Origin of the sequence: Streptomyces polyrhachis, assembly GCF_042663125.1 — a bacterium.
Lineage (GTDB): Bacteria > Actinomycetota > Actinomycetes > Streptomycetales > Streptomycetaceae > Streptomyces > Streptomyces polyrhachii.
In genome coordinates, this window is sequence record NZ_JBHSZO010000038.1 from 12,630 (window position 1) to 39,463 (window position 26,834).

A 26,834-nucleotide genomic window follows, 5' to 3' on the forward strand; every position below is an offset into this window, starting at 1 on the left:
TCAAGGTAGATGGTGGCACTGAGTGCAAGGGAGGAACAGTCATGACAACGCTTCCGGTCAATGTCCCCATCGAGGCCCCACGAGGGCTCAGCGGCGTCATCGTCACCGAGACCCGGCTCGGCGATGTGCGCGGACGCGAGGGCTTCTACCACTACCGCCAGTACTCGGCCGTGGAACTGGCCGAGCGGCGCGGCTTCGAGGACGTCTGGTACCTGATGTTCCACGGAGAGCTGCCGAGCGAGGCACAGCGTGCCGAATTCCTGGCCCGTACCGCCGTGTTGCGCCCGCTGCCGGAGGACGTCCGCGAGGCGCTGCCCGCCATCGCCCGCTCCTGCGTGCTCGCCGGGCCGCTGGCGGGCCTGCGTACCGCCCTCTCGCAGACCGCCGCCTCGGCGGACTTCCGGCCGCTGTACGACATCGGCCGCGAGCAGCGCACGGCCGACGCCCTGGCCGCCTGCGCCAAGGTGCCGGTGATCCTCACGGCGCTGCACCGCATCGGCCGGGGACTGGCGCCGGTGGAGCCGCGCGCGGACCTGCCGTACGCCGCCAACTACCTCTACATGCTCACCGGCGAGGAGCCCGAGCCCGCGCGGGTCCGCGCCGTCGAGGCGTACCTGATCTCCACCATCGACCACGGGTTCAACGCCTCGACGTTCACGGCGCGCACCATCGCCTCGACCGGCGCCGACCTCGGCGCCTGCCTGACCGGCGCGATCGGCGCCCTGTCGGGACCGCTGCACGGCGGCGCGCCCAGCCGCGCGCTGGACACCCTGGACGCCATCGGCACCCCCGACCGGATCGACCCGTGGATCCGCGCGCGGGTGCTGGCGGGCGAGCGGATCATGGGTTTCGGCCACCCCGTCTACCGTACGGAGGACCCGCGTTCGCGGATGCTCAAAGGCATCGCCCGGGGAATCGGAGGCCCGTTGACCGACTTCGCGGTCGAAGTGGAGCGCAGGGTCGTGGAGATCCTCGCGGAGCTCAAGCCCGGCCGGGAGCTGCACACGAACGTGGAGTTCTACGCCGGCGTGGTGATGGAGCTCTGCGGCCTGCCGCGCGAGATGTTCACGCCGACCTTCGCCGCGGCCCGGGTCGTCGGCTGGAGTGCCAACGTCCTGGAGCAGGCGGAGGATTCGAAGATCATCCGCCCGGCGGCGCGCTACGTGGGCCCCGAGGCGCCGCAGCCGCTTCCCTGACTCCCCTCGGGGGCCGTTCCCGTCCTTGGGCAGGAGGACGGGAACGGCCCCCGCGTGGGATAACGGAACCTGGCCGCGCGGCCGCGCGTTCTCCCACCGGGAGGGCGGTGTTCGAGCCGCCGAGGAGGGCTGGAAGATGTCCAACAAGACCAAGGTGATGGTCGGCGGTGTGGCCGCCGCGGTGCTGCTGCTCATCGTCACCGAATCGCTGCTGCTCACCCTGCTGGTGCTCGTGGGTGTGCCGACCGCCGCGTATCTGCTGCTCGACCCGTCCCAGCGCCGGCGGCTGCGCAGGATCACGCGCAAGCAGTTGGATCGCTGAGGCGGCGGCGCGGACCTCCCCGCCGGCGCGGCTGTACGGCCGGCAGGGAGGCGGTGGGGAGGAAGTCCTCAGGCCGCGGGCAGCCCCAGCAGGCTGCGCGCCACCGTCTGCGGGGGTTCGTCGCGCTCGCGCGCCAGGGCGATCAGCGCCCGGCAGGCCAGCTCGTGCACGCCGAAGGTGAGCGCCTCCGGCTGCACCCACCGGGCGGCCTCGGCGCTGCCCTGCTCGTCGTTCTCGGCGCAGGCCGCGACGTACACGGCCGCCGCCTCGAAGAGGTTGTGGCGGCGCGCTTCCGCGGCCGCCGGCCGGTCCGCGGCCGTCTGCCGCGCCGGCTCCCCGGTGCGATGGGGGAACCAGTGCCGGAGGAACGTACGGCCGGGGAGTATGCGAAGGCTGTGGCGCACCTGGACCTACCTCGCTCGGATGTTCGCTGCTGCTGTCAGTCTTCTGCTACCCGCTCCAGCGCACGATCGCACGGCCGCCGCTGCTGGCCGACGACGGCCGCCGATGAACTCCGATGAACTCCGATGAACCGCCCGGCATATGACAGCGGAAAGTCCGCCATCCGCTGCCAACTTCGATCGCGAGACGGTCAATTCACCTTTCAAAACTGTCAAATCCGATCAGATTTCGAACAGCGCCCCCGGCGTGCGCCCCCAATCGGACTAGCGTCCAGGAGATATGGGACACCTGGACCATGCCACCTTCGGCTGGCTGACACCCCTTCTCTCGTACGCCATGGCCTGCATCGGAGCGGCCCTGGCACTGCGCTGCACCCTGCGCGCCCTCGCGGCGTCGGGCGCGGCCCGGCGCAACTGGCTCATCACCGCCGCCTCGGCGCTCGGTACGGGCATCTGGACGATGCACTTCGTCGCGATGCTCGGCTTCAGCGTCAGCGGTACGGAGATCCGCTACAACGTGCCCCTCACCGTGCTGAGCCTGGTCGTCGCCATGGCCGTCGTCGGCGGCGGCGTGTTCGCCGTCGGCTACGGGCAGGGGCGCGGCAGCGCCCTGGCGCTCGGCGGCCTCACGACCGGCCTGGGCGTGGCGAGCATGCACTACATCGGCATGTCCGCGGTCCGGATCAACGGCACCCTCTCCTACGACCCGCTGCTGGTGGGCCTCTCCGTCGCCATCGCCGTGGTGGCCGCCACGGCGGCGCTGTGGGCGGCGCTGAACATCCGCTCCCCGCTCGCCGTGGGACTGGCCTCCCTGGTGATGGGGGCAGCGGTCAGCAGCATGCACTACACCGGCATGGCGGCCGTGAAGGCCACCATGGAGCCCGCCGCGGGCGCGCTGGCCGGGGCCACGGCGATGCAGTTCATCTTCCCCCTCGCCGTCGGCCTCGGCTCCTACCTCTTCCTCACCTCCGCCTTCGTCGCGCTCTCCCCGACAGCGCAGGAACAGGCCGACTCCGTGTCGGCGCAACGGATCGAGGAGAGCGCCGTCCTCTAGTCCTCCCCGCCGCCCCCGGGCGGCACGGCAACCACCGCTCGACTGCTCAACTGCCTCTCACGGGGGCGTCTTCCTGACACGAGGTCGCGATGCGAACACCTGGCAGCACACCGGCCGACGGGCCCCCGGGGCCCGGGCCGAACGGAGCCGAGCGACGGCTCCGGCACAGCGGTACCACCGCTGAGCCGCCCGACCGGGGACGGCGCCGGCACGCCGGCCCGCCGGCCGACGAAACGGCCCCCCCGGTCTGGGACACCACCCGGCGCTCCCCGGGAGGCGGCTCCACTGAGCGCCCCGAGGCAGCGCCGGCCGCGGCAGAGCACGGCAGGCGCCGGGGGCTGCGCCCGCGCACCGTCCGCGCCCGGGTCATCTCCGTCCTGATGGTGCCGGTGGTCTCCCTCATCGCGCTGTGGGGCTACGCCACGGTCACCACCGCGCAGGACGTCGCCAGGCTGCGCCAGCTCCAGCAGGTCGACACGCAGGTCCGCGCACCCCTCTCCCAGGCCGTGGCGGAGCTGCAGAACGAGCGGCTGGCGGTGGCCCGTTACCTCGCCGCCCCCGAGCAGAGCGGCTGGGCGGCCGTGGAGAAGCAGTCCCGCACCACGGAGCGCGCCCTGGCCCCGCTCCTGGCCGCCCCGGGCCACACCGTCGCCGAGGGCAAGGGGCTGCCGGAGGGCGCCGTCACCCGGCTCGCCGAGTTCGTGGCCGCCGGGCAGCGGCTGGCGCAGCTGCGCACCGCCGTCCACGAGGGGCGTACGAACTGGTCGCAGGCGTACGGGCAGTACACCGCGACCGTCGACAAGGCCTTCCGGATCGGCGGCTCGCTCAGCGGCATCCAGGACACCGCGGCCGCCTCAGAGGCCCGCGTCCTGCTGGACTTCGCCCGCGCCGGCGAGATGCTCTCCCGCGAGAGCGCGCTGCTCACCTGGGGGCAGCGCACGGGCTCCCTCGACGCGCGGGAGCAGCGCGCGTTCATCGGAGCCGCCGCCACCCGCACCGCCCTGGAGTCCGCCGCCGACGACCTGCAAAAGCGCGAGCGCGACACCTGGCAGCAGCTCTCCCGCGGACCCCTCTTCCAGGAACTGGCCTCCCTTGAGGCACGGGTGAGCGCCGCCGCCCCCGGCCGGGACGCCGGCGGCGCCGTCTCCGCCGCCGACTGGGAGCGTGCCTCCAGCACCGTGCAGGCCGGTTTCGACGAGATCGCCGACAGCGCCGCACGGGCCGCCGCCACGCGCTCCGACCCGCTCACCGAAGGCGTCCTCACCGCGGCGGGCGCCGCGGTGCTGCTCGGCCTGCTCGCCGTCGTCGCCGCGCTCGTCATCTCCGTGCGCGTAGGCCGCGGCCTGGTCGTGGAGCTGGTCAGCCTGCGCAACAGCGCGCTCGCCCTCGCCCGCCGCAAACTCCCCTACGCCATGCGGCGGCTGCGCGCCGGCGATGAGCTCGACATCGACCGGGAGGCGCCGGTCGGTCTGCCGGGCGACGACGAGATCGCCCAGGTCGGCGAGGCCCTCAACACCGTCCACCGGGCGGCCCTGCTCGCCGCCGTGGAGCGCGCCGAGCTGGCCAGCGGCATCTCCGGCGTCTTCGTCAACCTCGCCCGCCGCAGCCAGGTCCTGGTGCACCGCCAACTCGCGCTGCTGGACAGCATGGAGCGGCGCGCCGACGACCCCGGAGAGCTGGAGGACCTCTTCCGGCTCGACCACCTCACCACCCGGATGCGCCGCCACGCGGAGAGCCTCATCATCCTCTCCGGCTCGGCCCCCGGCCGCGCCTGGCGGATGCCCATCCCGCTGCAGAACGTCGTACGGGCCGCCGTCTCCGAAGTCGAGGACTACGCCCGTATCGAGATCCGCACACTGCCCGAGCAGTCCGTGTCCGGCACCGCGGTCGCCGACCTCACCCACCTGCTGGCGGAACTCGTCGAGAACGCCACCCAGTTCTCCCCGCCGCACACCAAGGTGCGCATCTACGGTGAGCAGGTCGGCAACGGCTACGCCATCGAGATCGAGGACCGCGGCCTGGGCATGGGCAAGGAGACCCTCGACGCCGCCAACCAGCGCATCGAGGAGTCCGAGACGCTCGACCTCTTCGACAGCGACCGCCTCGGCCTCTTCGTCGTCAGCCGCCTCGCCGCCCGCCACGACATCAAGGTCTCCCTGCGGGCCTCCCCCTACGGCGGCACCACCGTGGTCGTCCTCCTCCCGCGCGCCCTGCTGCAGAGCCCCACCGAGGCCGCCCCGCCGGCCCAGGGCGGCGCGCCCCCGCTCGAGCAGTCACCGCTGCGCGAGCGGATGATGGAGCGCGTGCCCGAGCCGGTACCGGCCGGGCGCCCGCTCGACCCCGGCCGCGAGCGTGTCGCCCTCAGCCCGCGGCCGTCCCCCGGCGAGGACGTCGTGGACCTGCCGCAGCGCAAGACCCGGCGCCCGCTGTCCGCCCAGGCGGTCCCGGTCTCCGCCCCACCGGCCCCCGCGCCAGCGACGCGGGAGGATCCGTATACGTTCGAGCGGCGGGAGAGCCCGTACGTCCCCGACGACGCCGATCTGCCGCGCCGGGTGCGGCAGGCGAACCTGGCGCCCCAACTGCGCGAGGTGGCAGGCGGCAGGGAGCAGCCCTCCAACGGCAGCCGCCCCGCGCCGCGCGCCCCCCGCGACCGCAGCCCGGAGGAGGCTCGGGCCCGGATGGCGGCCTACCGCAGCGGCTGGGTCCGCGGCGGGGGCCTGAGCGGCGGCCGCTCCGGCAGCCCCTCCGGCGGCAAAGCGAGACCCGCCGCCGGAAAAGACGACAGCAGAAGGAAGCACGAAGGAGACCAGGAATGATCGAGCCGGGCACGATCAACCCCGCCCACGGCTCCGGTGAGCTCGACTGGCTCCTGGACGACATGGTGGCGCGCGTGGCGGAGGCACAGCACGCGGTGGTGCTCTCCAACGACGGCCTCGCGGTCGGCGCATCCGGCACCCTCTCCCGGGAGGACGCCGAGCATCTCGCCGCCGTGGCCTCGGGCTTCCACAGCCTGGCCAAGGGCGCCGGCCGCCACTTCCGGGCCGGCGACGTACGCCAGACGATGGTCGAGATGGACGAGGGCTTCCTCTTCGTCGCGGCCGCCGGCGACGGCTCCTGCCTCGCCGTCCTCAGCTCCGCGCACGCGGACATGGGTCTGATCGCCTACGAGATGGCCCGGCTGGTGAAGCGCGTGGGGGAGCATCTGCACACCCCGCCGCGAGTGATGACCAACGAGCCGCCGAGCGGTGGATGAGGGTGGGGAGTGAGATGAACCCGGAGAAGCTCCACGGCACGCCCCCGGGCGGCAGCCACTGGTACGACGCGGAGGCCGGCCCGCTCGTCCGCCCGTACGCGATGACGGGCGGGCGCACCCGCCCCGGACCGACCAGTGTGGCCTTCGACCTGATCGCGCTGATCGACGTCGAGGAGGCCGCACTGGCCCAGGCGGACCGGGCCGCGCTCGGCTACGAGCACCGGCAGTTGATCGACCTGTGCCTGGTGGAGACGCAGACGGTCGCCGAACTGGCCGCCGAGGCCGATCTGCCGGTCGGGGTCATACGCGTACTCCTCGGCGACCTGCTGGAGATGAACGTCATCCGGGTCAGCCGTCCTGTGCCCCCCGCACTGCTGCCCGACGAGAAGATCCTGAGAGAAGTGATCGATGGACTCCGTGCACTCTGACCGCTCTGTCGACGGAACCGCGCTGACCTTGAAAATACTGGTCGCCGGGGGATTCGGGGTGGGCAAGACCACCCTGGTCGGCTCCGTCAGCGAGATCCGCCCGCTGCGTACCGAGGAGCAGCTGAGCGAGGCGGGTCAGACGGTCGACGACATCGACGGGGTGGAGAAGAAGACCACCACCACCGTGGCCATGGACTTCGGCCGGATCACCATCCGGTCGGGGCTCGCGGTCTACATCTTCGGCACACCCGGGCAGGACCGGTTCTGGTTCCTGTGGGACGAGTTGGCCACGGGAGCGCTCGGCGCGGTGGTGCTGGCCGACACCCGCCGCCTCCAGGACTGCTTCCCCGCCGTGGACTACTTCGAGCACCGGAACATCCCGTTCCTGGTAGCGGTGAACTGCTTCCCCGGCTCGCGCTCCTACGGCGCGCACGAGGTGTCCCGTGCCCTGGACCTCGACTCGGGCACTCCGGTGGTGCTGTGCGACGCCCGGGACAAGGATTCGGGAAAGGAGGTGCTCATCCGACTGGTCGAGTATGCCGGGCGGATGCACACCGCCCGGCTGCTCGACTCCGTGGAGGCCGATCCGGTCGGCTGAGCAGGTCGGCTGAGGAGGTCGGTCAGGTCGCGACGTCGGCCTCGGCGAGCACCTGGTGGGGCCTCAGCCGTACCAGGAGTTCACCGGGCACGCCGTTGCGCTCGCCGTACTGCTCGGCCAGCTCCTCGCCCATGTAGCGGGCGGCGATCCGCGTCGCCCAGGAGCGGACCTCGTCGAGGTCGTCGCTGAGTTCGACCTGCCCGTTGACGATCACGAAGGCGTACGGGGCGTGGTCGTCGTCCACACACAGCGCGGCCCGGTTGTCGCGGGCGAGATTGCGGCCCTTGACCGTGGCGGCGCCGGTGTTGAAGACGAAGTCGTCTCCGTCCAGCAGGAACCAGATCGGGGCGATGTGGGGGCTGCCGTCCGCGCGTACGGTCGCGAGCTTGCCGGTGCGGGTGCCTGCCAGGACGAAGGCACGCCATTGCTCTTCGGTCATCTTCTCTGCCATGGCTCCAAGTTATCCACAGGCAACTGCGGGAGCTCCGCGACGCTCGGTAGTTTCGTTACGCAATGTAGTCGCGTGATTGCGCGACCACGTGATCGCGAACGAGCGGGGGCAGGGACGTGACCGAGCAGACAGTGCGGGGAAGCGGGCGGCTGGAGCCGCGGGCAGGACAGCGGGCGGAGCAGCGGACCGAGCGGCGGGGGCGGACAAGGCCGCTGTCCGCAGGGCCGGGGGGCCGCCCGCCCGGGCGGGCCGAGGCGCCGGAGCGGCCCGGAGCCGGCAGTCGGCGGTCGGCCGCCGTGGTGGGCAGGTCGGTGGGCAGCGCGCGCTGCAGGCCGCCGGGCGGGCCGGAGGCGGTGGTGCCGTTGGCCCGCGCGGCGGTCGAGCTGGGGTTGAAGCCACGGGAGCTGGAGGTCGCTGTCCAGCTGGGTGCGGTGCGGTCGACGGCCGGTGCGCACGGGCGGCGCCGGGTGCCGTGGGCGGAGATCGACCGGGTGCGGAGCGAGGCGGGGTATCCGGAGGCGCTGCGGGCCCAGCTACGACTGGTGGGCACCCTGGAGGGTGCGCGGCTGCTCGGTATCGGGGCGGCCAGATTCGCCAGACTGGCCCGCGCGGGGTGCTTCGCACCCATGCGCTTCTCCGTGAACCGCTACCGGGCGGTGGTGTGGCTGTATCTCGCGCAGGAGCTGGAGGAGTTCGCCGAGCGCGAGCCGGAGCTGCTGCGGGACTGCACACCGGAAGGGGTCCGGGCACTGGTGGCCGACGGCGGCGACTGGCGGCCCCGGCTCTGGCGTGAGCGCACCGTGCGGTGGCTGCTCGCCGGGGAAGCGGCGCAGGAGGACCCCTGGAGCCGGGCGGCGGTGCAGGCGGCGGTCCTGCCGGACGCGGAGGTCGCCGAGCTGGTGGTGGACGGCGCGGAGCGCGCCAGGCTGGCGGAGCTGCGCCCGGAGTCGCTCACGGCGCGGAGCAGTTCACCCGAGGCCCGGCTGGTGGCGGCCGCGGTGCTGCGGGCGGAGCAGGCGGACGAGGTCCTTCGCTACCGGGTGGGTCTGAGCCTCGCGCTCAGCGAGGCGCGCGCCGCGGACGGCCTCGCGCCGCCCTCCGCGGCGCTGTGCGGGGCGTCCCCGGAGCGGGCGCGGGGGCTGCTGCGCCGGCTGGGTCTGCGCCCGGGAGCGGCGCGGTGAGGAGAGGACGGCCGGGGGCCGCGGATCGCCCGCGCCCCCCGGCCCGTTCCTCAGAGCTGGCCCACGTCCGTCACCCGGACCACGGCGCGGCCCTCGGCGTCGGAGGCGGCCAGGTCCACCTCGGCGGTGATGCCCCAGTCGTGGTCGTCCCTGGGGTCGTCGAAGGTCTGCCGGACCCGCCACAGGCCGTGCGCCGGGTCCTGCTCGATCTGCAGCAGCTTGGGCCCGCGTGCGTCGGGGCCGGTGCCGAGGTCCTCGTACTCGTCCCAGTAGGCGTCCAGGGCCTCGCCCCACCGGTCGGCGTCCCAGCCGGACTCCCCGTCCAGGGCGCCCAGTTCCGCCACGTTGTCCAGGGCGGCCAGCTCGACCCGGCGGAAGAGGGCGTTGCGTACCAGCACGCGGAAGGCGCGCGCGTTGGTGGTGACGGGCTTGACCTCGTCGGCGTGCTCCAGCGCCTCCTGGGCGGACTCCTCCTCCGGGTTGGCGAGCTGCTCCCACTCGTCCAGCAGGCTGGAGTCGACCTGGCGGACCATCTCGCCCAGCCACTCCACGAGGTCCTGGAAGTCCTCGGACTTCAGGTCGTCCGGGACCGTGTGCTGCAGGGCCTTGTAGGCGCCGGCGATGTAGCGCAGCACGATGCCCTCGGTGCGGGCCAGCTCGTAGAAGGAGACGAACTCGCTGAAGGTCATCGCCCGTTCGTACATGTCGCGGATGACGGACTTGGGGGAGAGGGGGTGGTCGCCGACCCAGGGGTGCGAGCGGCGGTAGACGTCGTAGGCGTGGGAGAGCAGCTCCTCCAGCGGCTTGGGGTAGCTGACGTCCATCAGCCGCTCCATCCGCTCCTCGTACTCCACCCCGTCGGCCTTCATCTGCGCGACGGCCTCGCCCTTGGCCTTGTTCTGCTGCGCGTGCAGGATCTGCCGGGGGTCGTCCAGGGTGGACTCCACGACCGAGACCATGTCCAGCGCGTAGGAGGGCGACTCGGGGTCCAGCAGGTCGAAGGCGGCCAGCGCGAAGGTGGACAGGGGCTGGTTGAGGGCGAAGTCCTGCTGCAGGTCCACGGTCAGCCGGGCGATGCGCCCCTGCGCGTCGGGCTCGGCGAGCTGCTCCACCACCCCGCCGGCCAGCAGCGAGCGGTAGATGGCGATGGCGCGGCGGATGTGGCGCAGCTGGTTGCGGCGCGACTCGTGGTTGTCCTCCAGCAGCCTGCGCATGGCCTCGAAGGCGTTGCCGGGACGGGCGATGACGGACAGGAGCATCGCGTGCGTGACCCGGAAGCGGGAGGTCAGCGGCTCCGGATCGGAGGCGATGAGCTTGTCGAAGGTGTCCTCGCTCCAGTTGACGAAGCCCTCCGGCGCCTTCTTGCGGACCACCTTGCGGCGCTTCTTGGGATCGTCGCCCGCCTTGGCGAGGGCCTTCTCGTTCTCCACGACGTGCTCGGGCGCCTGCGCCACCACCAGGCCCGCCGTGTCGAAGCCGGCCCGCCCGGCCCGCCCGGCGATCTGGTGGAACTCGCGGGCCCGCAGCGTACGCACCCGGGTGCCGTCGTACTTCGTCAGCGCAGTGAACAGCACCGTGCGGATGGGGACGTTGACGCCCACCCCCAGGGTGTCGGTGCCGCAGATGACCTTCAGCAGCCCCGCCTGTGCCAGCTTCTCCACCAGGCGGCGGTACTTGGGCAGCATCCCGGCGTGGTGGACCCCGATGCCGTGGCGCACGAAGCGCGAGAGGTGGCGGCCGAAGCCGGTGGTGAAGCGGAAGTTGCCGATCAGCTCGGCGATCTTCGCCTTCTCCTCCTTGGTGCACATGTTGATGCTCATCAGCGCCTGCGCCCGCTCCACGGCCTGCGCCTGCGTGAAGTGCACGATGTAGACGGGCGCCTGGCGGATGTCGAGGAGCTCGGTGAGCGTCTCGGTGAGGGGGGTGGTCCGGTACTCGTAGGACAGCGGCACGGGGCGCGTCGCGGAGCGCACCACCGCGGTGGGACGGCCCGTACGCCGGGTCAGGTCCTCCTCGAAGCGGGCGACGTCGCCGAGGGTCGCCGACATCAGCACGAACTGCGCCTGCGGCAGCTCCAGCAGGGGGATCTGCCAGGCCCAGCCGCGGTCCGCCTCGGCGTAGAAGTGGAACTCGTCCATCACGACCTGGCCGATGTCGGCGTTCCGGCCGTCCCGCAGCGCGATGGAGGCGAGTACCTCGGCGGTGCAGCAGATGACGGGGGCGTCGGCGTTGACGGAGGCGTCACCCGTCAGCATCCCGACGTTCTCCGTGCCGAACATCTTGCACAGCTCGAAGAACTTCTCCGAGACCAGTGCCTTGATGGGAGCGGTGTAGAAGGTCACCTGGTCGTTGGCGAGCGCGGCGAAGTGCGCGCCCGCCGCCACCAGGCTCTTGCCCGAGCCGGTGGGAGTGGCGAGGATGACGTTGGCCCCCGACACCACCTCGATCAGCGCCTCCTCCTGCGCGGGGTAGAGGGAGATGCCCCGCTCCTCGGTCCAGCCCGCGAAGGCTTCGAAGAGGGCGTCGGGGTCGGCGGTGCTCGGCAGCTGATCGATAAGGGTCACGCCCCCATACTGCCCTCCTTCGGCGGGGTTGGGGGACCGCGGGTCCACGCGAAGATCGCCCGCGCTATTGTGGCGCGCCGGTGCTGAGCCGGTGCGGGCTGCTGAGGGCCGGTAGGGCCGCCGAGAGTGGAACCACGAGGGGTGGGGGACGTCGCATGATGGGTCCAGCGCATTCGCTGTCGGGGGCGGCGGCCTGGTTGGGGCTGGGCGCCGCGCTGACGGCGGCCGGTTACGAGATGCCGTGGCCGGTGCTCGCGGTCGGGGCGCTGATCTGCGCCGGTGCGGCGCTGGCGCCGGATCTCGACCACAAGTCCGCGACGATCTCCCGGGCCTTCGGGCCGCTCTCACGAGGGCTCTGCGAGATCATCGACAAGCTCTCCTACGCCGCGTACAAGTCGACGCGCAAACCCGGTGACCCGCGCCGCTCCGGCGGCCACCGCACCCTCACCCACACCTGGCTCTGGGCGGTCCTGGTCGGCGCCGGATTCTCCGCGCTCGCGGTGCTCGGTGGGCGGTGGGCCGTCGTCGCGATCCTCTTCGTCCACATGGTGCTGGCGATCGAGGGGCTGCTGTGGAAGGCGGCGCGGATGTCCAGCGACGTCCTGGTGTGGCTGTTGGGCGCGACGAGTGCGTGGATCCTCGCCGGCGTGCTGGACAAGCCGGGCAACGGCTCGGACTGGCTGTTCACCGCCCCCGGCCAGGAGTACCTGTGGCTGGGGCTGCCGATCGTGCTGGGCTCGATCGTGCACTGCATAGGCGACGCGCTCACGGTCTCCGGCTGCCCGATCCTCTGGCCGATCCCGCTGGGGCGCCGGCGGTGGTATCCGCTGGGGCCGCCCGAGTTCATGCGCTTTCGCGCGGGGAGCTGGGTGGAGCTGAAGGTGCTGATGCCGGTGTTCGCCGTGGCGGGCGCGGCGGGTGGGCTCGCCGCGCTGGGCATACTGGGCTGAGGCCGACCGTCCCTGCCGGGCCTGACTTCCGGTGGCGGCGGGGACGCCCGACCCGCCGCCCCCGCCGCGGAGTTCAGCCCTCGGCGGCCGGAGCGCGCACCGGGGTGGCGGTGCCCGCGTCGCCGTGCCAGGAGCGCCAGAGCGCCGCGTAGGGGCCGTCGGCGGCGACGAGTTCGGTGTGGCTGCCGATCTCGCTGATACGGCCGTCCTCCACCACCGCGATCACGTCCGCGTCGTGGGCCGTGTGCAGCCGGTGGGCGATGGCCACCACCGTGCGGCCGTCCAGCACCCGGGCCAGCGAGCGCTCCAGATGCCGGGCCGCCCGGGGGTCGAGCAGCGAGGTGGCCTCGTCCAGCACCAGCGTGTGCGGATCCGCCAGCACCAGCCGGGCCAGCGCCGTCTGCTGGGCCTGCGCCGGGGTCAGCACGGCGCCGCCGGAGCCGACCTCCGTGTCCAGGCCCTCCGGCAGGGCGTGCGCCCACTGTGCCGCGTCGACAGCCGCCAGCGCGGCCCACAGCTCGGTGTCGGAGGCGCCGCCGCGGGCCAGGCGCAGGTTGTCGCGCAGGGAGCCGACGAAGACGTGGTGCTCCTGGTTGACCAGCGCCACATGCTCGCGCACCCGCTCCGCCGGCATCCGCGCCAACTGGGCGCCGCCCAGGGTCACTTCCCCCCGGCGCGGCGCGTAGATCCCGGCGAGCAGCCGCCCGAGCGTCGACTTGCCGGCTCCCGAGGGGCCGACCAGTGCCACGCGGGTGCCGGGCGGCACCTCCAGCGAGACCCCGTGCAGCACGTCGGAGCCGGCGCGGTAGCCGAAGCGCACCCGGTCGGCGTGGACGGTGCGCCCGGCCGGGTCGAGCCCGTCGTCGCCCGCGTCCCCGCCGATCTCCCGGACACCCACCAGCCGCGCCAACGACACCTGGGCGACCTGGAGTTCGTCGTACCAGCGCAGGATCATCCCGATGGGCTCGGTGAGTATCATCGACAGCAGCGAGCCGGTGGTCAGCTGCCCCACCGTGATCCAGCCCTCGAAGACGAACCAGCCGCCGAGCATCAGCACCCCGCCGAGGATCACGACGTGGGTGGCGTTGAAGACCGGGAAGAACATGCACCGCAGATAGAGGGTGTAGCGCTCCCAGGCCACCCACTGGCGGATCCGGGTGTCGGAGAGCGCCACCCGCTCCCCGCCCAGCCGGTGCGCCTCCACGGTCCGCCCGGCGTCCACCGTCTCGGTGAGCGCCGCCGCGACCGCGGCGTAGCCCGCGGCCTCCGAGCGGTACGCCTGCGGCGCCCGGCGGAAGTACCAGCGGCAGCCCGCCAGCAGTACGGGCGCCGCGAGCAGCACCGCCACCGCCAGCGGCGGCGCGGTCACCGTGATCGCGCCGAGCAGCAGCGCGACCCACACCACGCCGATGGACAGCTGCGGCACGGCCTCGCGCATCGCGTTGGCCAGCCGGTCGATGTCCGTGGTGATCCGCGAGAGCAGATCGCCGGTCCCGGCCCGCTCCAGCACCCCGGGCGGCAGCCCGACGGACCGCACGAGGAAGTCCTCGCGCAGATCGGCCAGCATCCGCTCGCCGAGCATCGCGCCGCGCAGCCGCACCAGCCGTACGAACACGGCCTGCACGGCGAGCGCCACCGCGAACAGGCCGATGACCGGCCCCAGCCGCAGGTCCTTCGCCCCTCGCGAGAGGTCCTCGACCAGTGCGCCCAGCAGGTAGGGCCCGGCCATCGAGGCGGTCACGGCCACCGCGTTGACCGCCACCAGCAGCACGAACGCCCGCCGGTGGCGGCGCAGCAGCTCCCGTACGTAGTCCCGCACGGTCGTGGGCGAGCCCACCGGCAGGGTCGTGGCCGTCCGCGGCACGGCCGGATCGTAGCCGGGCGGTGTCATGCCGATCATGCGGACTCCTCCCTCTCCACCGGCTCGGCGGCGGCGTTCGCGTCCTCGGCCTCGCGGGTCACCACGGCCCGGTAGTGCGGGTGGCCGCGCAGCAGTTCGCGGTGGCGCCCCACCGCGGCCACCTCGCCGCCGGCGACGAACACCACCCGGTCGGCGCGGTCCAGCAGCAGCGGACTGGAGCTGAACACCACGGTCGTACGCCCCTGGCGCACCTCCCGCAGCCCGGTCGCGATCCGCGCCTCGGTGTGGGAGTCCACGGCGCTGGTCGGCTCGTCCAGGACGAGCACCTGCGGGTCCGCCACCAGCGAGCGCGCCAGCGCCAGCCGCTGGCGCTGGCCGCCCGAGAGCGAGCGCCCCCGTTCCGTGATCCGGGTACGCATCGGATCGCCGGAGTCGTCCACCGAGGCCTGCGCCAGCGCCGCCAGCACGTCCCCGCACTGCGCCGCCTCCAGCGCCTCCTTCGCGCCGACCGCCCCGGAGGAGGGCACGTCGAGCAGCTCGGCCAGCGTGCCGGAGAGCAGCACCGGATCCTTGTCCTGTACGAGCACCAGCCGCCGTGCCTGCGCCAGCGTCAGCCCGTCCAGCGCCACCCCGCCCAGCTCGGCCGACGGCCGGCCGTCCGGCTCCGGTGGATGCCCGCCCAGCCGGTCGGCCATCCGCCCGGCCTCGTCCGGGTCGCCGCAGACCACGGCGGTCAGCATCCCGGCGGGAGCCAGCAGCCCGCTGCCCGGATCGGTCAGATCGCCGCTCGCGGAGCCGTCGACCGCAGAGCCCGCAGCACCCGCAGAGCCCGCAGCACCGGCCACCCCTTCCGAACTCCGCGAGAGCGCCAGCACCCGGGCCGCCCGGGCGGCGGACGGCTTCGAGAAGGAGTAGGCCATCGCGATCTCGCTGAAGTGCCGCAGCGGGAAGAGCAGGAAACTCACCCCGCCGTAGACCGTGACCAGTTCGCCCACGGAGATCGTCCCGGCGCGGGCGAGCGAGGCCCCGTGCCAGACCACGCCGATCAGCAGCAGCCCCGGCAGCACGACCTGCGCCGCCGAGATCAGCGCCCACATCCGGGCGCTGCGCACCGCGGCACGGCGGACCTCCTGCGAGGCGCTGCGGTAGCGCTCGAGGAACAGTTCCTCGCCGCCGATCCCGCGCAGCACCCGCAGCCCGGCCACCGTGTCCGAGGCCAGCTCGGTGGCCTTTCCGGCCTTCTCCCGCTGCTCGTCCGCGCGTTTGGTGGCGCGCGGCAGCAGCGGCAGCGGCGCGAGCGCCACCACCGGCAGGGCGAGTGCGACCAGCAGGCCCAGCTCGGGGGAGTAGAGCACGATGGCCCCCACCACCGCGAAGGCGGTCACGAACGCCGCCGTACAGCGCGAGAACGCCTCCACGAACCAGGCGATCTTCTCCACGTCCCCGGTGGAGACCGCGACGACCTCGCCGGCCGCGACCCGCCGTGTCAGCACCGAGCCCAGCTCGGCGGCCTTGCGGGCGAGCAGTTGCTGGATGCGTACGGCGGAGGAGATCCAGTTGGTGACCGCCGCCCGGTGGATCATGCTGTCGCCCAGCGCCAGCAGTACCCCCAGCCCCAGCAGCAGCACCCCCGCCCACATCAGCCGTCCGCTGTCGCGGTCGATGACGGCCTGGACGGCCATGCCCAGCGGGATCGGCATGAAGCCGATCGGCAGCATCCAGACCAGGCCCCACAGCAGCGAGGCGATCTGCCCGCCCAGCTGCCGGCGCCCCAGCCAGACCAGGAATCGCAGCCCGGAGCGGACGTCGGGATCGCCGGGGTCCGGAAACGGAAGTTCGCGCAGGCGCATGGCATCCCAAACGTCGGATGTGCGGAAAGGGCAGGGAGTGGGTGACTGTGCAACCTTCGCGGGTTCGATTTCGCGATTCAACTGCTTTTCGGGCCGCCGGTCCCCCCTGCGCGGCCCCAGTGCGAGGATGGACGCATGCGGATTCGAACGGCGACAGTCGGACTCGTACTGACGTCGGTCGCACTGGCAGGCTGCTCGGCCGCCGCGCACGACGCCGGTACGGCAGGCGGCCACCGCGCGAGCGCCCCGGCCGCCGACGCGCACCCCGAGCGGGACACCGCCCGCATCCCCGGCATAGGAGCCGCCCTGCGGGCGAGGATCCCGGCGGACAGCCGCCAGGTCGTCGCGGTCTACGGACGGGGCCGCGACTCCGCGGACTCCCTCGCCGCCCTCTACACCCGCCGCGGCGACCGCTGGCACCGCGAGGCGTCCTGGCCGGCCCACAACGGCCGCAGGGGCTGGACCCCCGACCACCACGAGGGCGACAAGCGCAGCCCCATAGGCGTCTTCACGCTCTCCGACGCCGGCGGTGTCCTCCCCGCCCCCGGCGTCCGGCTGCCCTACACGCGCTCGGCGGCCTTCACCGCGCCCAGCTACTGGAAACCGAACTACCGCCACGACTTCGACCTGGTCATCGCCATCGACTACAACCGCCTGACCGGCACCTCCCCGCTCGACCCCACCCGCCCGCGCGGCGGCTCCAAGGGCGGCGGCATCTGGCTGCACCTGGACCACGGCAGCGGTACGTCCGCCTGCGTCAGCCTCCCGAAGGAGGGGATGCGCACCCTGCTGCGCACCCTGGACCCCGACCGGCATCCCGTGATCGTCATGGGCGACAGGGCGGCGCTCGCCCAGGACGGCCCCCAGGGCTCCCCTCAGGACTGAGGTCCGCTCAGCAGCCGCCCTCGCCCTGCTCCAGCAGGGCCGAGAGCAGCCCGCCCAGCTCCTCGCGCTGCTCGGCGCCCAGCGGTTCGAGGATGCCCTCGGCGGCGGACTGCCGGGCCCGGCGCAGCTTCCCCAGCAGCGCCCGGCCGTCGTCCGTCAGCTCGATCAGCACCACGCGCCTGTTCGCCGGGTCCTGCGCGCGCCGCACCGCGCCGCGCTCCTCCAGGGCGTCCACCAGGCTCGTCACCGCGCGGGGCACCACCTCCAACTGCCGTGCCAGATCGGCCATCCGCGGGGCGGAGCCGCGCTGCGCATGCGCTCCGACGGTACGCAGGAGACGCGACTGGGCGGGCGTGAGCCCCAGCGGGCGGAAGGCGTGCTTCTGCGCGTGGTGCAGCCGGCGGGTCAGGAGCAGCAGCTGCTCCGCGAGCCGACCGGAGGATTCGGGGGATTCGGGGGAGGGCATACGGCCGAGCCTATCAGGATCAAGCTCATTGTGAGCATAGGTAACAATGAGCTATGCTCTAAGCCGACCGCGCCGTCCCCGGTCCGCCGGCGACCACCGCCGGCCCCAGCCCCTAGGAGGCCCATGCAGCACCCGCACGCCACCCCCGAGTGGACACCCCCGCCCCCCGACCCCGACAAGCCCGCCCAGGTCCGCCGGATCCTGCGCCTCTTCCGTCCCTACCGCGCGCGCCTGACGCTCGTCGCCCTGCTGGTGGCGGCGTCCTCCCTGGTCTCCGTGGCCTCCCCGTTCCTGCTGCGCGAGGTGCTCGACACCGCGATCCCCCAGGGCCGTACGGGCCTGCTCGCCCTCCTCGCCGCCGGCATGATCGCCGTCGCCGTGCTCAGCGGCGTCTTCGGCGTCCTGCAGACGCTGATCTCCACCACCGTCGGCCAGCGCGTCATGCACGACCTGCGCACCGGCGTCTACGACCGCCTCCAGCGGATGCCCCTGGCGTTCTTCACCCGCACCCGCACCGGCGAGGTCCAGTCCCGTATCGCGGGCGACATCGGCGGCATGCAGGCCACCGTCACCTCCACCGCGACCTCCCTCGTCTCCAACGCCACCAGCGTGATCGCCACGGTCGTCGCCATGCTCGCCCTCGACTGGCGGCTGACGGTGGTCTCCCTGCTGCTCCTGCCGCTCTTCGTCTGGATCAGCCGCAAGGTCGGCCGCGAGCGCAAGAGGATCACCTCCCAGCGCCAGAAGCAGATGGCCGCGATGGCCGCCCAGGTCACCGAGTCCCTCAGCGTCAGCGGCATCCTCCTGGGCCGCACCATGGGCCGCGCCGGCTCCCTCACCCGCGACTTCGCGCAGGAGTCCGAGCGGCTGGCCGGCCTGGAGATCGGCGCCAGCATGGCCGGCCGCTGGCGGATGGCCGTCATCGGCGTGGTGATGGCCGCGATGCCGGCCGTCATCTACTGGGCCGCGGGCCTGGCCATGGCAGGCGGCGGCGCCGCCATCTCCCTCGGCACGGTCGTCGCCTTCGTCTCCCTCCAGCAGGGCCTCTTCCGCCCGGCCGTCAGCCTGCTCGCCACCGGCGTGCAGGTCCAGGCGTCCCTCGCGCTCTTCCAGCGGATCTTCGAGTACCTCGACCTGCCGATCGACCTCACCGAACCGGCCGAGCCCGTCCCCCTGGAGCGCGTCCGGGGCGAGGTGCGCCTGGAGTCCGTCGACTTCCGCTACGAGGCGGACGCGGCCACCGACACCCTCAGCGGCGTCGACCTCACCGTCCCCGCCGGCAGCAGCCTCGCGGTCGTGGGCACCACCGGCTCGGGCAAGACGACCCTCAGCTACCTGGTGCCGCGCCTGTACGACGTCACCGCCGGCCGCCTCACCCTCGACGGTGTGGACGTCCGCGACCTCGCCTTCGACACCCTGGCGGACGCGGTGGGCGTCGTCTCCCAGGAGACCTACCTCTTCCACTCCTCCGTCGCCGACAACCTGCGCTTCGCCAAACCGGACGCCACCGACGCCGAGTTGGAGGCCGCCGCCCGCGCCGCGCAGATCCACGACCACATCGCCGCCCTCCCGCAGGGCTACGACACCCTGGTGGGCGAACGCGGCTACCGCTTCTCCGGCGGCGAGAAGCAGCGCCTGGCCCTGGCCCGTACGATCCTGCGCGACCCGCCGGTGCTCATCCTCGACGAGGCCACCAGCGCCCTGGACACCCGCACGGAACGGGCCGTGCAGCAAGCGGTGGAGGCCCTCTCCGCCGGACGTACGACGATCACCATCGCGCACCGGCTCTCCACCGTCCGCGACGCCGACCAGATCGCCGTCCTGGACGCCGGCCGGGTCGTCGAACTGGGCACCCACGGGGAACTGCTCGCGGCGGACGGCCACTACGCGGCGCTGGTCCGCCGCGACGCGACGACCGGAGAGCCGGTAGCGGTCGCGTAAACCCGCTCGATGCGCCGGACGGGGCGCCGCTACGGTGACGCCATGACCGCCATCACCCTCGTCCAGGGCGACATCACCGCACAGCAGGTCGACGCGGTGGTCAACGCCGCCAACTCCTCACTTCTGGGCGGCGGGGGAGTCGACGGCGCGATCCACCGCAGGGGCGGCGCGGAGATCCTCGCGGAGTGCCGCGCCCTGCGCGCCTCCCACTACGGCAAGGGCCTGCCCACCGGCCGCGCGGTGGCCACCACGGCCGGCCTGCTCCCGGCCCGCTGGGTGATCCACACGGTCGGCCCGGTCTACCAGGCGGCCGCCTGCGACCCGTCCCTGCTGGCCTCCTGCTACCGCGAGTCCCTGAAGGTCGCCGGCGAGCTGGGAGCACGGACGGTCGCCTTCCCGGCCGTCTCCACCGGGGTGTACGGGTGGCCGATGGACGACGCCGCGCGTATCGCGGTGGCCGCGGTGCGGGAGGCGGCGGCGCACGGCCCGTTCGAGGAGATCCGCTTCGTACTCTTCGACGCCCGCGCGTACGAAGCCTTCGAGGCGGCGCTCGGATAAGGGCGCCCGCCCGGCCCGCTGACCCGGACAGCACGAAGCCGCCCCTCCCGGCAGCCGGAAAGGGGCGGCTTCACGGCGAGGTGCTACAGCGACTCGCCCAGCTCGATCGTGACCACCTTCGTCTCGATGCCGCTGTCCACCAGGCGGCCGGCCGCGTCGAAGGCACCGGTGCCGTCCGTCATGCCGAAGTCGTTGTCGTTGATGACCACGATCGTGCTCGGCCCGGTGACGGCCACACCCTCGATCTTGCCGGGGACGGCGGGGAGGGTGTTGAGGTCGACCACGAGCTTCTTGGCCAGCACCGGGACGCCCGCGCCCGCCGGGTTGTCCAGCTTCTCGAGCGAGGGGCTGGTCGCCGCGGAGTCCCAGGCGGAGCCCAGGACGTTCGCCGAGGCGTCGAGCTTCACCTTGTACAGGCGCGCGCCCTTGTCCGTACGCTCCTGCACCAGCAGCTGCTTGCTGCCGATGGCGACCAGCGAGGAGAGCTTCAGCTCGGCGGTGTCGGTCTGGCCCGGCTCGACGACCCCGACCGGCTCGAAGCGGTAGACGTACTCCGCGGTGACGGCGCCCGACCTGGGGTTGAAGCGGATGAGGCGGGTGTTGCGCGAGGGGTCGCCGGTGCTCTTGTCCGGGTTGGACAGCGGGCTCTGCACGGCCAGCACCAGATCGCCGCCGGGCAGCTGCGCCAGGCCCTCGAAGCCGCGGTTGACCTTCCGCTTGAGCAGGATCTCGGGCAGCACCTCGACCACCGGGTAGTCGGCGCCGGTCAGCGCCAGCCCCTTGGGGACGTAGCGGGTGAGGATCTCCCCGTCGGCGGCGACGTGGACCAGCGAGGGCCCGTACTCGTCGGCCAGCCAGAAGGTGCCGTCGGCCGCCCGGACGATGCCCTCGGTGTCCAGGCCGTTGGGGTCGAACTCCAGCGGGGTGGAGGCGCTGTAGTCGTACGGGGCCTCGTCGCGCGACGCCTGGTTGGGCAGACCGGTGACGGCCTTGCCCGAGCGGGTGGTCAGCGGGATCGAGTCGACCACCTCGATGCGGTCGCCCGCCACGCGGATCCTGACGATCGCCGGGTCGAAGCCGGGCACGGGGAAGGTGCGGCGCTTGGCGCCGTCCACCTTGATCTGCCCGTTGGGGCCGCGGTCGGTCACCGTCCAGAACTCGCCCGCCGTGCCCGTGGGGAAGATGTCGCTGCCGATGCCGCCGAGGTCGACGCCCCGGTCGTCCGCCACCGTCCCGGCGAGCAGCCCGTTGCTGAACTCCGCCAGCGGCAGGTCGGGCAGCGTGGCGGAACCGGTGACCCGGGCACCGCCCTCGGCCTCGGGCTCACCCATGGCCTGTCCGGCCACGGCGATGCCCGCCACCACGGCGAGGGGAAGGGCGATCGCCAGCGGGCGGCGGGCCGAGCGGAACCGGGACATGCGGAGCCTCCGTCAAAAGATCCGTCAAAGAGCGCGATACGCGATCATTCGACCGCGCGCCGCTCCACGTTCGACGGACCTGTCGAACCCCGGTTCGCATCCAGATGAACAACGGGCCACGGTGCGGCTAACGCAGCATCCCCGCCGCCCGCAGGTCGTCGAAGGCCAGCCGGTCCACGGGCGGCGTGCGCTCCCGGTCCGCGTACGACAGCCAGGCCAGCTCCTCGATCTCGCTGCTGGCGGCGAGGGTGCCGGTGAACTCCGCCGTGTAGCACGCCATGCGGACGGTCCGGTCGTCGCCGGGGCGGTGCAGGGCGGCCTCGTACGTTTGGAAGTGCCGTACGGACTGCGGGAGAAGGCGCACGGTCAGCTCCTCCTCGACCTCCCGCAGCAGCGTCTCGCGGTCGCTCTCGCCGTCGTGCCGCTTGCCGCCGGGGATGTAGAACAGCTCCTCCCCGCGCGAACGGGCACCCAGCACCCGCCCGTCGGCGAGGTGGATCCAGGCGACGGTGTCGATCAGCTTCCCCACGCTCAGTCCTGCGGTGCGAAGACGCAGAACTCGTTGCCCTCGGGGTCGGCGAGGATGTCCCACTCGATCCCCTCGTCGCGGCGGCGCACCACGGTGGCGCCCAGGGCGAGGAGTTCGGCGGTGTCGCCGACGACGTCCAGGTGCATCCGGTTCTTCACCGACTTGGCCTCCGGCACCGCGTTGAGCCAGATCAGCGGTCCGCGGCCGGCCGGATCGACGATCGGGACCGGCCAGTCGGCCGGCCGCTCCTCACCGGCACCGGCGCCGCGGCGGACGTAACCGATCGCCCGGCACCACCAGTCGGCGAGCAGCTGGTGGTCGCGGGCGTCGAGGGCGAGATCCTTGAAACGTGCGGGCATGTCCCCGAGCTTAGGGGCTGCCCGCCCGGCGAGCGGTTCGGGCCGCCACCGGGCCGGGGCGCGCGGCCCGTACGAGGATGGCGCCATGACCGACCGATTCACGAGCACAGTCCTGCGGCTGGCCACCGGCTCCCGCGAGCGGGTGGTCGACCTCACCCGCGACATCGAGGCGTTCCTGACCGGGGCGGCACCGGGCCGCGACGGCCTGCTCAACGTCTTCGTCCCCCACGCGACGGCCGGCATCGCCGTCATCGAGACCGGCGCGGGCAGCGACGACGACCTGCTGGCCGCCCTGCGCGACCTCCTCCCCGCCGACGACCGCTGGCGCCACCGCCACGGCACCCCGGGCCACGGCCGCGACCACGTCCTCCCGGCCCTCGTCCCGCCGTACGCCACACTCCCGGTCATCGGCGGAAAGCCGGCCCTGGGCACATGGCAGTCGATCTGCCTGGTGGACACGAACACGGACAACCCCCACCGACAGGTCCGCCTGAGCTTCCTCTGCTAGCGGACCGCGGCCCGATGGCCGCTTCGTCCCAGGTCACGGACGCGGGCACGCGCAATCCCATGGGCGGGCGCCCGGGCCGTACGGGCCTCGGCGCCCGAATATGATCACGTCGACCGACCAGGGGGTCGGATCTTCCAGGGTCTCTGGTGGGGCGACACCGCGGGTGTCATGGTGGGTGCGATCGTTGCCGGATCCGGGTGGCGGGTCGTCCGGACCTGCGACCGGCTCGTTCGGCTGCGGAACCAGACGCAGGCTTCGCGGGCGCGGATCGACGTGCAGTTGAAGCGGCGGCACGGGCTGATAGCGAATCTCGTCGAGGGGGCGCGCGGCCACGCCGCTCACGAGCGCGGCACCTTCGAGGCGGTCGCCGCCGCGCACGAGGCCGTCCAGGTGAGGTGCGCGTGACGCTCACCGAACAGCTCCACCGGGGCGGCGCCGGGGCTGGTTGCCTACGAGCAGCGGGTACTGGACCGCACCGCCACCCGCACGGCGAGCGGCGGTGCGCCCACGCCCGGCGTCACCAGCCTGACCCGCCGGCTCCGGGGCTTCGACTCCGGAGACCGGCGGCGCGTGCGGTCCTCGTACGGAGGGACCTGGCGCCCGGTGCGGATCCGCTACCCGCGACTGCGCCCCGGCTTCGGCGCCTCGACGAGCAGGCCGCGGCAGCCCGGCTGGGCGGTCGTGATCGCCCCGCACGGCGGCGGCTCGATGTGTCAGCCGGGGCTGGTGCTGAGCGCCGGCTGGGTGGGCAGTGTGCTGCTCGGCCTTGCGGTGGCCGGCAGGGTCAACCGCTGGACGCTGCTCGCGGCGTTCCTGGCGCGGATGGAGCCGCGCAAGGACAGGGGGCGGCTCGGTTCCTGGCCCTGGACGAGGGGAACACGGACCTGACCACCGCCTGGCGCCGCCCGCTGCTCGCCGCCCGCGGCCTCGCAGGGCATCGCGACGGGCGCCCGGGTGCGGCTGAGAGTCTCGCGGGGCACCCGCACGATCCGTTCCGCGGAGCCGGTGCGAGCCGCGGGGCCGGAAGGTCGCCACGTCCGGCCGTCTTCGGCAGCGGGATCGAAGCCGCGCTGACCGGGCCGAGCGCACCGAGCGCACGGAAAACAGACGCGCCGCGCCGGGTGGAAAATTGCGCGAGGGTGGGCCTGTGCTAAACTAGACGTAAGTTGCAGTTGTGGTTCCCGAAACTTCAAGCGCCTTGGCAGCTGTATGCTGTCAGGCGTTTTCGTGTCTCCGGTGCTCATCCGGACGGGGTTCATATGACAACGCAGGGGTTCACACGGTGTGATCTCCAAAGTATTGCCCCGAAGGGGATATGGCACATGGCTACTGGCACTGTCAAGTGGTTTAACGCGGAAAAGGGCTTCGGCTTCATCGAGCAGGACGGCGGCGGCCCCGACGTCTTCGCCCACTACTCGAACATCGCCACCCAGGGCTTTCGTGAGCTCCAGGAGGGCCAGAAGGTGAACTTCGACGTCACCCAGGGCCCGAAGGGCCCGCAGGCGGAGAACATCACTCCTGCCTGACGTCGCAGCGTACGAGGGTAGCTGGGGACCTCACCTCCGGGTGAGGCCCCCAGCTTCTTGTTTTTCCCCGTCAGGCGAATTCGTCTGATGTTATATCCGGCTCGTGCTTGCAATTCATTCGGCCTAATTCGGCCGAGAATTCCTCGATGCGTGCCCAATCGAGGAAGGTTCTCCATGGACCGTTCAGCACGTTCCCACAATCGTTTCCGCTCCCAGGGCGCCCCGCAGAGCGGCGGCCAGGGCAGGAGGCGCTCCGGCGCCGGCTCGAACAGCGGCGCGCGCCGCCCGGCGGCCGCCCCCCAGGGCGAGTTCGCGCCCCCGACCACCCTCACACCGGCCCTTCCGGCCGTCACCTCCTTCGCCGAGCTGGGCCTGCCGGCCGAACTGCTGGAGCTGCTCGACAGCCTCGGCCTGCACGAGCCCTTCCCCATCCAGGCCGCCACGCTGCCCAACTCCCTCGCGGGCCGCGACGTCCTGGGCCGCGGGCGCACCGGATCGGGCAAGACGCTCGCCTTCGGCCTGGCGCTCCTCGGCCGTATCGCCGGCCAGCGCGCCGAGCCGCGCAAGCCGCTCGCCCTCGTCCTGGTCCCCACGCGCGAGCTGGCCCAGCAGGTCACTGACGCGCTCACCCCGTACGCCACGTTGCTGAAGCTGCGGCTGGCCACCGTGGTCGGCGGCATGTCCATCAACCGGCAGGCCAGCGCGCTGCGCGGCGGCGCCGAGGTGGTCGTCGCCACTCCGGGCCGGCTCAAGGACCTCATCGCCAACAAGCACTGCAGCCTGGAGCGGGTGGGCATCACCGTGCTGGACGAGGCCGACCAGATGGCCGACATGGGCTTCATGCCCCAGGTCACCGAGCTGCTGGACCAGGTACGCCCCGACGGGCAGCGCCTGCTGTTCTCGGCCACGCTGGACCGCAACATCGACCGCCTGGTCCGCCGCTACCTCCACGACCCGGTGGTCCACTCGGTCGACCCCTCGGCCGGCGCGGTCGTCACGATGGAGCACCACCTGCTGCAGGTGCACGGCGCCGACAAGGTCGCCACCGCCACCGAGATCGCCGCCCGCGACGGGCGCGTGATCATGTTCCTGGACACCAAGCACGCCGTCGACCGCTTCACCAAGCACCTGCTCAAGAGCGGGGTACGGGCGGCGGCCCTGCACGGCGGCAAGTCGCAGCCCCAGCGCACCCGCACCCTGGCGCAGTTCAAGACCGGCCACGTCACGGCGCTGGTGGCCACCAACGTCGCGGCCCGGGGTATCCACGTCGACGACCTCGACCTCGTCGTCAACGTCGACCCGCCCGGCGACCACAAGGACTACCTGCACCGGGGCGGCCGTACGGCCCGCGCCGGCGCGTCCGGCAGTGTCGTGACGCTGGTGCTGCCCGAGCAGCGCCGTGAGGTGACCCGCCTCATGTCGGACGCGAAGATCCGGCCGCAGATCACGCAGGTACGCTCCGGCGAGGCCGAGCTGAGCCGTATCACCGGCGCCCAGGCCCCCTCCAACATCCCCGTCGTGGTGAACCCGCCCGCTGCCCAGCCCGCCCCGGCCGCCAAGCGCCCCAAGCGCGGTAGCGGCAACGGCAACGGCGCGCCCTTCCGGGGCATGGGCAGCCGCCCCGGCCAGAGCAGCCGCGGGGGCTCGCGCCGCAGTGCGGAGGCGCGCCAGATGGACGACGCCCGCAAGGCGTCCCGGGTGCGGCGCAGCGCCTGATCCGCAGGGTGCGGGCCGGTCTCAGGCCGGCCTGCGCCACACGGAGATGTGCTTCTCGGAGTCCTGTGTGAACGGCGTGTCGTCCCAGTCGGCGACACGCCGTTCCAGTTCCAGCCCGGCGATCCGGGCCATCAGGTCCAGCTCCGCCGGCCAGGCGTACCGGTGCCGGGAGTTCTCGCGCCGGTAGCCGCCGTCCTCCTCGCGGGTGACGTGGTGGGAGACCAGGAGCTGGTTGACCAGGTCGAAGGTGTCGAAGCCGAGGTGGCGCGCGGAGACGTCGAAGGGCACCGCGACCTGGCCGGGCGGCAGGCGCCGCAGCGGCGGCACCTCCAGCTCGATGACGAACCGGCCGCCGGGCGCCAGATGGCGGGCGGCGTTGCGGAAGCACTCGACCTGCTCGTCCTGCGTGAGCAGGTTCGAGATGGTGTTGTAGACGAGGTAGACCAGGGCGAACTCGCCGGGGGCGGTGGTCGTGGCCATGTCCCCCAGGACCACCGGGAGGGTCTCCTCGTCGACCTTGCGCCGCAGGACGGCCGCCATGTGCTCCGACAGCTCGATGCCCGCCACCGGCACACCGCGCTCCCGCAGGGGGACGCCCACCCGTCCGGTGCCGATGGCGAACTCCAGGGCCCGGCCGCCCGCGGCCAGCCGGGCGAGGAAGTCGAGGGTGGGGCCCAGGGCGGTGGCCGAGGAGGACTCGCCCTCCTCGGCGTCGTAGCGTTCGGCGCTTGCGCGGCCCCACAGCTCACTGCTCGTCATGGGCGCCCACTCTGCCGGGCGCGGCGGGGCGCTGTCGACGCAATTGCATTCGGCGACAGG

27 protein-coding genes are annotated in these 26,834 nt (G+C 72.8%); 17 read left to right on the forward strand and 10 right to left on the reverse strand.

Features of this window, described 5'->3' with window-relative positions:
- Positions 1-41 precede the first annotated feature (41 nt).
- The gene (locus ACFQLX_RS21070; protein WP_386417433.1) at positions 42-1,196 is read left to right on the forward strand and encodes a citrate synthase; all 1,155 of its coding nucleotides are present in this window, start codon (positions 42-44) and stop codon (positions 1,194-1,196) included.
- 136 nt (positions 1,197-1,332) lie between these two features.
- Entirely contained in the window at positions 1,333-1,518 is a 186-nt protein-coding gene (locus ACFQLX_RS21075; RefSeq protein WP_386417434.1) for a hypothetical protein, read from the forward strand.
- 68 nt (positions 1,519-1,586) lie between these two features.
- Here ACFQLX_RS21075 and ACFQLX_RS21080 read toward each other — a convergent pair whose 3' ends face one another.
- Positions 1,587-1,922, reverse strand: coding sequence for a hypothetical protein (locus tag ACFQLX_RS21080; protein ID WP_386417435.1), 336 nt, complete (start codon positions 1,920-1,922; stop codon positions 1,587-1,589).
- A 277-nt stretch (positions 1,923-2,199) separates the two neighbouring features.
- On the opposite strand from ACFQLX_RS21080, the gene ACFQLX_RS21085 reads away from it, so the two are divergent.
- The 5 genes from ACFQLX_RS21085 (at position 2,200) to ACFQLX_RS21105 (ending at position 7,252) form a co-directional block, all read left to right on the forward strand.
- Positions 2,200-2,973, forward strand: a complete 774-nt coding sequence (locus tag ACFQLX_RS21085; protein WP_386417437.1) for an MHYT domain-containing protein — start codon at positions 2,200-2,202, stop codon at positions 2,971-2,973.
- Between the two features lie 89 nt (positions 2,974-3,062).
- The gene (locus ACFQLX_RS21090; RefSeq protein WP_386417439.1) at positions 3,063-5,789 is read left to right on the forward strand and encodes a sensor histidine kinase; all 2,727 of its coding nucleotides are present in this window, start codon (positions 3,063-3,065) and stop codon (positions 5,787-5,789) included.
- Positions 5,786-6,226 carry a roadblock/LC7 domain-containing protein gene (locus tag ACFQLX_RS21095; RefSeq protein ID WP_386417441.1) on the forward strand — a complete coding sequence of 147 codons (441 nt, stop codon included), beginning with the start codon at positions 5,786-5,788 and terminating at the stop codon, positions 6,224-6,226. Before ACFQLX_RS21090 ends, ACFQLX_RS21095 begins: the two co-directional genes overlap by 4 nt.
- 14 nt (positions 6,227-6,240) lie before the next feature.
- Positions 6,241-6,654: a DUF742 domain-containing protein gene (locus ACFQLX_RS21100; protein ID WP_386417443.1), complete on the forward strand. Its 414-nt coding sequence runs from the start codon at positions 6,241-6,243 to the stop codon at positions 6,652-6,654.
- The gene (locus ACFQLX_RS21105; RefSeq protein WP_386417445.1) at positions 6,635-7,252 is read left to right on the forward strand and encodes a GTP-binding protein; all 618 of its coding nucleotides are present in this window, start codon (positions 6,635-6,637) and stop codon (positions 7,250-7,252) included. The genes ACFQLX_RS21100 and ACFQLX_RS21105 overlap by 20 nt, the downstream gene beginning before the upstream one ends.
- Before the next feature lie 22 nt (positions 7,253-7,274).
- On the opposite strand, the gene ACFQLX_RS21110 is transcribed toward ACFQLX_RS21105, so the two are convergent.
- Positions 7,275-7,703, reverse strand: a complete 429-nt coding sequence (locus ACFQLX_RS21110) for a PPOX class F420-dependent oxidoreductase (protein ID WP_386417447.1) — start codon at positions 7,701-7,703, stop codon at positions 7,275-7,277.
- A 116-nt stretch (positions 7,704-7,819) separates the two neighbouring features.
- On the opposite strand from ACFQLX_RS21110, the gene ACFQLX_RS21115 reads away from it, so the two are divergent.
- Positions 7,820-8,884, forward strand: coding sequence for a DUF6397 family protein (locus ACFQLX_RS21115; RefSeq protein ID WP_386417449.1), 1,065 nt, complete (start codon positions 7,820-7,822; stop codon positions 8,882-8,884).
- A gap of 50 nt (positions 8,885-8,934) precedes the next feature.
- Here the strand turns inward: ACFQLX_RS21115 and ACFQLX_RS21120 are convergent, their stop codons facing one another.
- The gene (locus tag ACFQLX_RS21120; RefSeq protein WP_386417451.1) at positions 8,935-11,448 is read right to left on the reverse strand and encodes a DEAD/DEAH box helicase; all 2,514 of its coding nucleotides are present in this window, start codon (positions 11,446-11,448) and stop codon (positions 8,935-8,937) included.
- A gap of 155 nt (positions 11,449-11,603) precedes the next feature.
- Between ACFQLX_RS21120 and ACFQLX_RS21125 the strand changes: the two genes are divergently transcribed.
- Positions 11,604-12,398 (forward strand): metal-dependent hydrolase, encoded by a 795-nt coding sequence (locus tag ACFQLX_RS21125; protein ID WP_386417452.1) that lies wholly within the window; start codon positions 11,604-11,606, stop codon positions 12,396-12,398.
- 73 nt (positions 12,399-12,471) lie between these two features.
- Here ACFQLX_RS21125 and ACFQLX_RS21130 read toward each other — a convergent pair whose 3' ends face one another.
- The gene (locus ACFQLX_RS21130) at positions 12,472-14,298 is read right to left on the reverse strand and encodes an ABC transporter ATP-binding protein (protein ID WP_386417454.1); all 1,827 of its coding nucleotides are present in this window, start codon (positions 14,296-14,298) and stop codon (positions 12,472-12,474) included.
- Positions 14,295-16,109, reverse strand: coding sequence for an ABC transporter transmembrane domain-containing protein (locus tag ACFQLX_RS21135; protein ID WP_386417455.1), 1,815 nt, complete (start codon positions 16,107-16,109; stop codon positions 14,295-14,297). The genes ACFQLX_RS21130 and ACFQLX_RS21135 overlap by 4 nt, the downstream gene beginning before the upstream one ends.
- A 135-nt stretch (positions 16,110-16,244) precedes the next feature.
- Here ACFQLX_RS21135 and ACFQLX_RS21140 point away from each other — a divergent pair, with 135 nt between their 5' ends.
- On the forward strand, positions 16,245-16,994 hold the full coding sequence (locus tag ACFQLX_RS21140) for a hypothetical protein (RefSeq protein ID WP_386417456.1): 750 nt from the start codon (positions 16,245-16,247) through the stop codon (positions 16,992-16,994).
- Positions 16,995-17,001: 7 nt separating this feature from the next.
- Here the strand turns inward: ACFQLX_RS21140 and ACFQLX_RS21145 are convergent, their stop codons facing one another.
- Positions 17,002-17,460: a MarR family winged helix-turn-helix transcriptional regulator gene (locus ACFQLX_RS21145; RefSeq protein WP_386417457.1), complete on the reverse strand. Its 459-nt coding sequence runs from the start codon at positions 17,458-17,460 to the stop codon at positions 17,002-17,004.
- A gap of 123 nt (positions 17,461-17,583) precedes the next feature.
- On the opposite strand from ACFQLX_RS21145, the gene ACFQLX_RS21150 reads away from it, so the two are divergent.
- Both ACFQLX_RS21150 and ACFQLX_RS21155 read left to right on the forward strand, forming a co-directional pair.
- Complete coding sequence (locus tag ACFQLX_RS21150; protein ID WP_386417459.1) at positions 17,584-19,401, forward strand: ABC transporter ATP-binding protein; 1,818 nt, start codon at positions 17,584-17,586, stop codon at positions 19,399-19,401.
- Positions 19,402-19,443: 42 nt separating this feature from the next.
- Positions 19,444-19,959 carry an O-acetyl-ADP-ribose deacetylase gene (locus ACFQLX_RS21155; protein ID WP_386417461.1) on the forward strand — a complete coding sequence of 172 codons (516 nt, stop codon included), beginning with the start codon at positions 19,444-19,446 and terminating at the stop codon, positions 19,957-19,959.
- 83 nt (positions 19,960-20,042) lie between these two features.
- Here ACFQLX_RS21155 and ACFQLX_RS21160 read toward each other — a convergent pair whose 3' ends face one another.
- The 3 genes from ACFQLX_RS21160 to ACFQLX_RS21170 all read right to left on the reverse strand — a co-directional run bounded on the left by ACFQLX_RS21160 (position 20,043) and on the right by ACFQLX_RS21170 (position 22,265).
- Entirely contained in the window at positions 20,043-21,377 is a 1,335-nt protein-coding gene (locus ACFQLX_RS21160; protein WP_386417463.1) for an esterase-like activity of phytase family protein, read from the reverse strand.
- Between the two features lie 127 nt (positions 21,378-21,504).
- Positions 21,505-21,906: an NUDIX hydrolase gene (locus ACFQLX_RS21165; RefSeq protein WP_386417464.1), complete on the reverse strand. Its 402-nt coding sequence runs from the start codon at positions 21,904-21,906 to the stop codon at positions 21,505-21,507.
- Between the two features lie 2 nt (positions 21,907-21,908).
- Positions 21,909-22,265 carry a VOC family protein gene (locus tag ACFQLX_RS21170; RefSeq protein ID WP_386417466.1) on the reverse strand — a complete coding sequence of 119 codons (357 nt, stop codon included), beginning with the start codon at positions 22,263-22,265 and terminating at the stop codon, positions 21,909-21,911.
- Between the two features lie 85 nt (positions 22,266-22,350).
- Here ACFQLX_RS21170 and ACFQLX_RS21175 point away from each other — a divergent pair, with 85 nt between their 5' ends.
- The 5 genes from ACFQLX_RS21175 to ACFQLX_RS21195 all read left to right on the forward strand — a co-directional run bounded on the left by ACFQLX_RS21175 (position 22,351) and on the right by ACFQLX_RS21195 (position 26,015).
- Entirely contained in the window at positions 22,351-22,773 is a 423-nt protein-coding gene (locus ACFQLX_RS21175; RefSeq protein WP_386417467.1) for a YjbQ family protein, read from the forward strand.
- 168 nt (positions 22,774-22,941) lie between these two features.
- Entirely contained in the window at positions 22,942-23,178 is a 237-nt protein-coding gene (locus tag ACFQLX_RS21180; RefSeq protein ID WP_386417469.1) for a LemA family protein, read from the forward strand.
- Positions 23,179-23,376: 198 nt separating this feature from the next.
- Entirely contained in the window at positions 23,377-23,661 is a 285-nt protein-coding gene (locus ACFQLX_RS21185) for a hypothetical protein (protein ID WP_386417471.1), read from the forward strand.
- A gap of 434 nt (positions 23,662-24,095) precedes the next feature.
- Positions 24,096-24,299 (forward strand): cold-shock protein, encoded by a 204-nt coding sequence (locus ACFQLX_RS21190; protein ID WP_386417473.1) that lies wholly within the window; start codon positions 24,096-24,098, stop codon positions 24,297-24,299.
- A gap of 174 nt (positions 24,300-24,473) precedes the next feature.
- Positions 24,474-26,015, forward strand: a complete 1,542-nt coding sequence (locus ACFQLX_RS21195) for a DEAD/DEAH box helicase (RefSeq protein ID WP_386417475.1) — start codon at positions 24,474-24,476, stop codon at positions 26,013-26,015.
- A gap of 21 nt (positions 26,016-26,036) precedes the next feature.
- Here the strand turns inward: ACFQLX_RS21195 and ACFQLX_RS21200 are convergent, their stop codons facing one another.
- Positions 26,037-26,774: a class I SAM-dependent DNA methyltransferase gene (locus ACFQLX_RS21200; RefSeq protein ID WP_386417477.1), complete on the reverse strand. Its 738-nt coding sequence runs from the start codon at positions 26,772-26,774 to the stop codon at positions 26,037-26,039.
- Positions 26,775-26,834: the final 60 nt, after the last annotated feature.

What these genes read in the sequence shown, in the direction of transcription:
- ACFQLX_RS21070 (WP_386417433.1), top strand. Translation starts at nt 42, where the DNA reads ATGACAACGCTTCCGGTCAATGTCCCCATCGAGGCCCCACGAGGGCTC.
- ACFQLX_RS21075 (WP_386417434.1), top strand. Translation starts at nt 1,333, where the DNA reads ATGTCCAACAAGACCAAGGTGATGGTCGGCGGTGTGGCCGCCGCGGTG.
- ACFQLX_RS21085 (WP_386417437.1), top strand. Translation starts at nt 2,200, where the DNA reads ATGGGACACCTGGACCATGCCACCTTCGGCTGGCTGACACCCCTTCTC.
- ACFQLX_RS21090 (WP_386417439.1), top strand. Translation starts at nt 3,063, where the DNA reads ATGCGAACACCTGGCAGCACACCGGCCGACGGGCCCCCGGGGCCCGGG.
- ACFQLX_RS21095 (WP_386417441.1), top strand. Translation starts at nt 5,786, where the DNA reads ATGATCGAGCCGGGCACGATCAACCCCGCCCACGGCTCCGGTGAGCTC.
- ACFQLX_RS21100 (WP_386417443.1), top strand. Translation starts at nt 6,241, where the DNA reads ATGAACCCGGAGAAGCTCCACGGCACGCCCCCGGGCGGCAGCCACTGG.
- ACFQLX_RS21105 (WP_386417445.1), top strand. Translation starts at nt 6,635, where the DNA reads ATGGACTCCGTGCACTCTGACCGCTCTGTCGACGGAACCGCGCTGACC.
- ACFQLX_RS21110 (WP_386417447.1), bottom strand. Translation starts at nt 7,703, where the DNA reads ATGGCAGAGAAGATGACCGAAGAGCAATGGCGTGCCTTCGTCCTGGCA.
- ACFQLX_RS21125 (WP_386417452.1), top strand. Translation starts at nt 11,604, where the DNA reads ATGATGGGTCCAGCGCATTCGCTGTCGGGGGCGGCGGCCTGGTTGGGG.
- ACFQLX_RS21130 (WP_386417454.1), bottom strand. Translation starts at nt 14,298, where the DNA reads ATGATCGGCATGACACCGCCCGGCTACGATCCGGCCGTGCCGCGGACG.
- ACFQLX_RS21135 (WP_386417455.1), bottom strand. Translation starts at nt 16,109, where the DNA reads ATGCGCCTGCGCGAACTTCCGTTTCCGGACCCCGGCGATCCCGACGTC.
- ACFQLX_RS21140 (WP_386417456.1), top strand. Translation starts at nt 16,245, where the DNA reads ATGCGGATTCGAACGGCGACAGTCGGACTCGTACTGACGTCGGTCGCA.
- ACFQLX_RS21145 (WP_386417457.1), bottom strand. Translation starts at nt 17,460, where the DNA reads ATGCCCTCCCCCGAATCCCCCGAATCCTCCGGTCGGCTCGCGGAGCAG.
- ACFQLX_RS21150 (WP_386417459.1), top strand. Translation starts at nt 17,584, where the DNA reads ATGCAGCACCCGCACGCCACCCCCGAGTGGACACCCCCGCCCCCCGAC.
- ACFQLX_RS21155 (WP_386417461.1), top strand. Translation starts at nt 19,444, where the DNA reads ATGACCGCCATCACCCTCGTCCAGGGCGACATCACCGCACAGCAGGTC.
- ACFQLX_RS21160 (WP_386417463.1), bottom strand. Translation starts at nt 21,377, where the DNA reads ATGTCCCGGTTCCGCTCGGCCCGCCGCCCGCTGGCGATCGCCCTTCCC.
- ACFQLX_RS21170 (WP_386417466.1), bottom strand. Translation starts at nt 22,265, where the DNA reads ATGCCCGCACGTTTCAAGGATCTCGCCCTCGACGCCCGCGACCACCAG.
- ACFQLX_RS21175 (WP_386417467.1), top strand. Translation starts at nt 22,351, where the DNA reads ATGACCGACCGATTCACGAGCACAGTCCTGCGGCTGGCCACCGGCTCC.
- ACFQLX_RS21180 (WP_386417469.1), top strand. Translation starts at nt 22,942, where the DNA reads ATGGTGGGTGCGATCGTTGCCGGATCCGGGTGGCGGGTCGTCCGGACC.
- ACFQLX_RS21190 (WP_386417473.1), top strand. Translation starts at nt 24,096, where the DNA reads ATGGCTACTGGCACTGTCAAGTGGTTTAACGCGGAAAAGGGCTTCGGC.
- ACFQLX_RS21195 (WP_386417475.1), top strand. Translation starts at nt 24,474, where the DNA reads ATGGACCGTTCAGCACGTTCCCACAATCGTTTCCGCTCCCAGGGCGCC.
- ACFQLX_RS21200 (WP_386417477.1), bottom strand. Translation starts at nt 26,774, where the DNA reads ATGACGAGCAGTGAGCTGTGGGGCCGCGCAAGCGCCGAACGCTACGAC.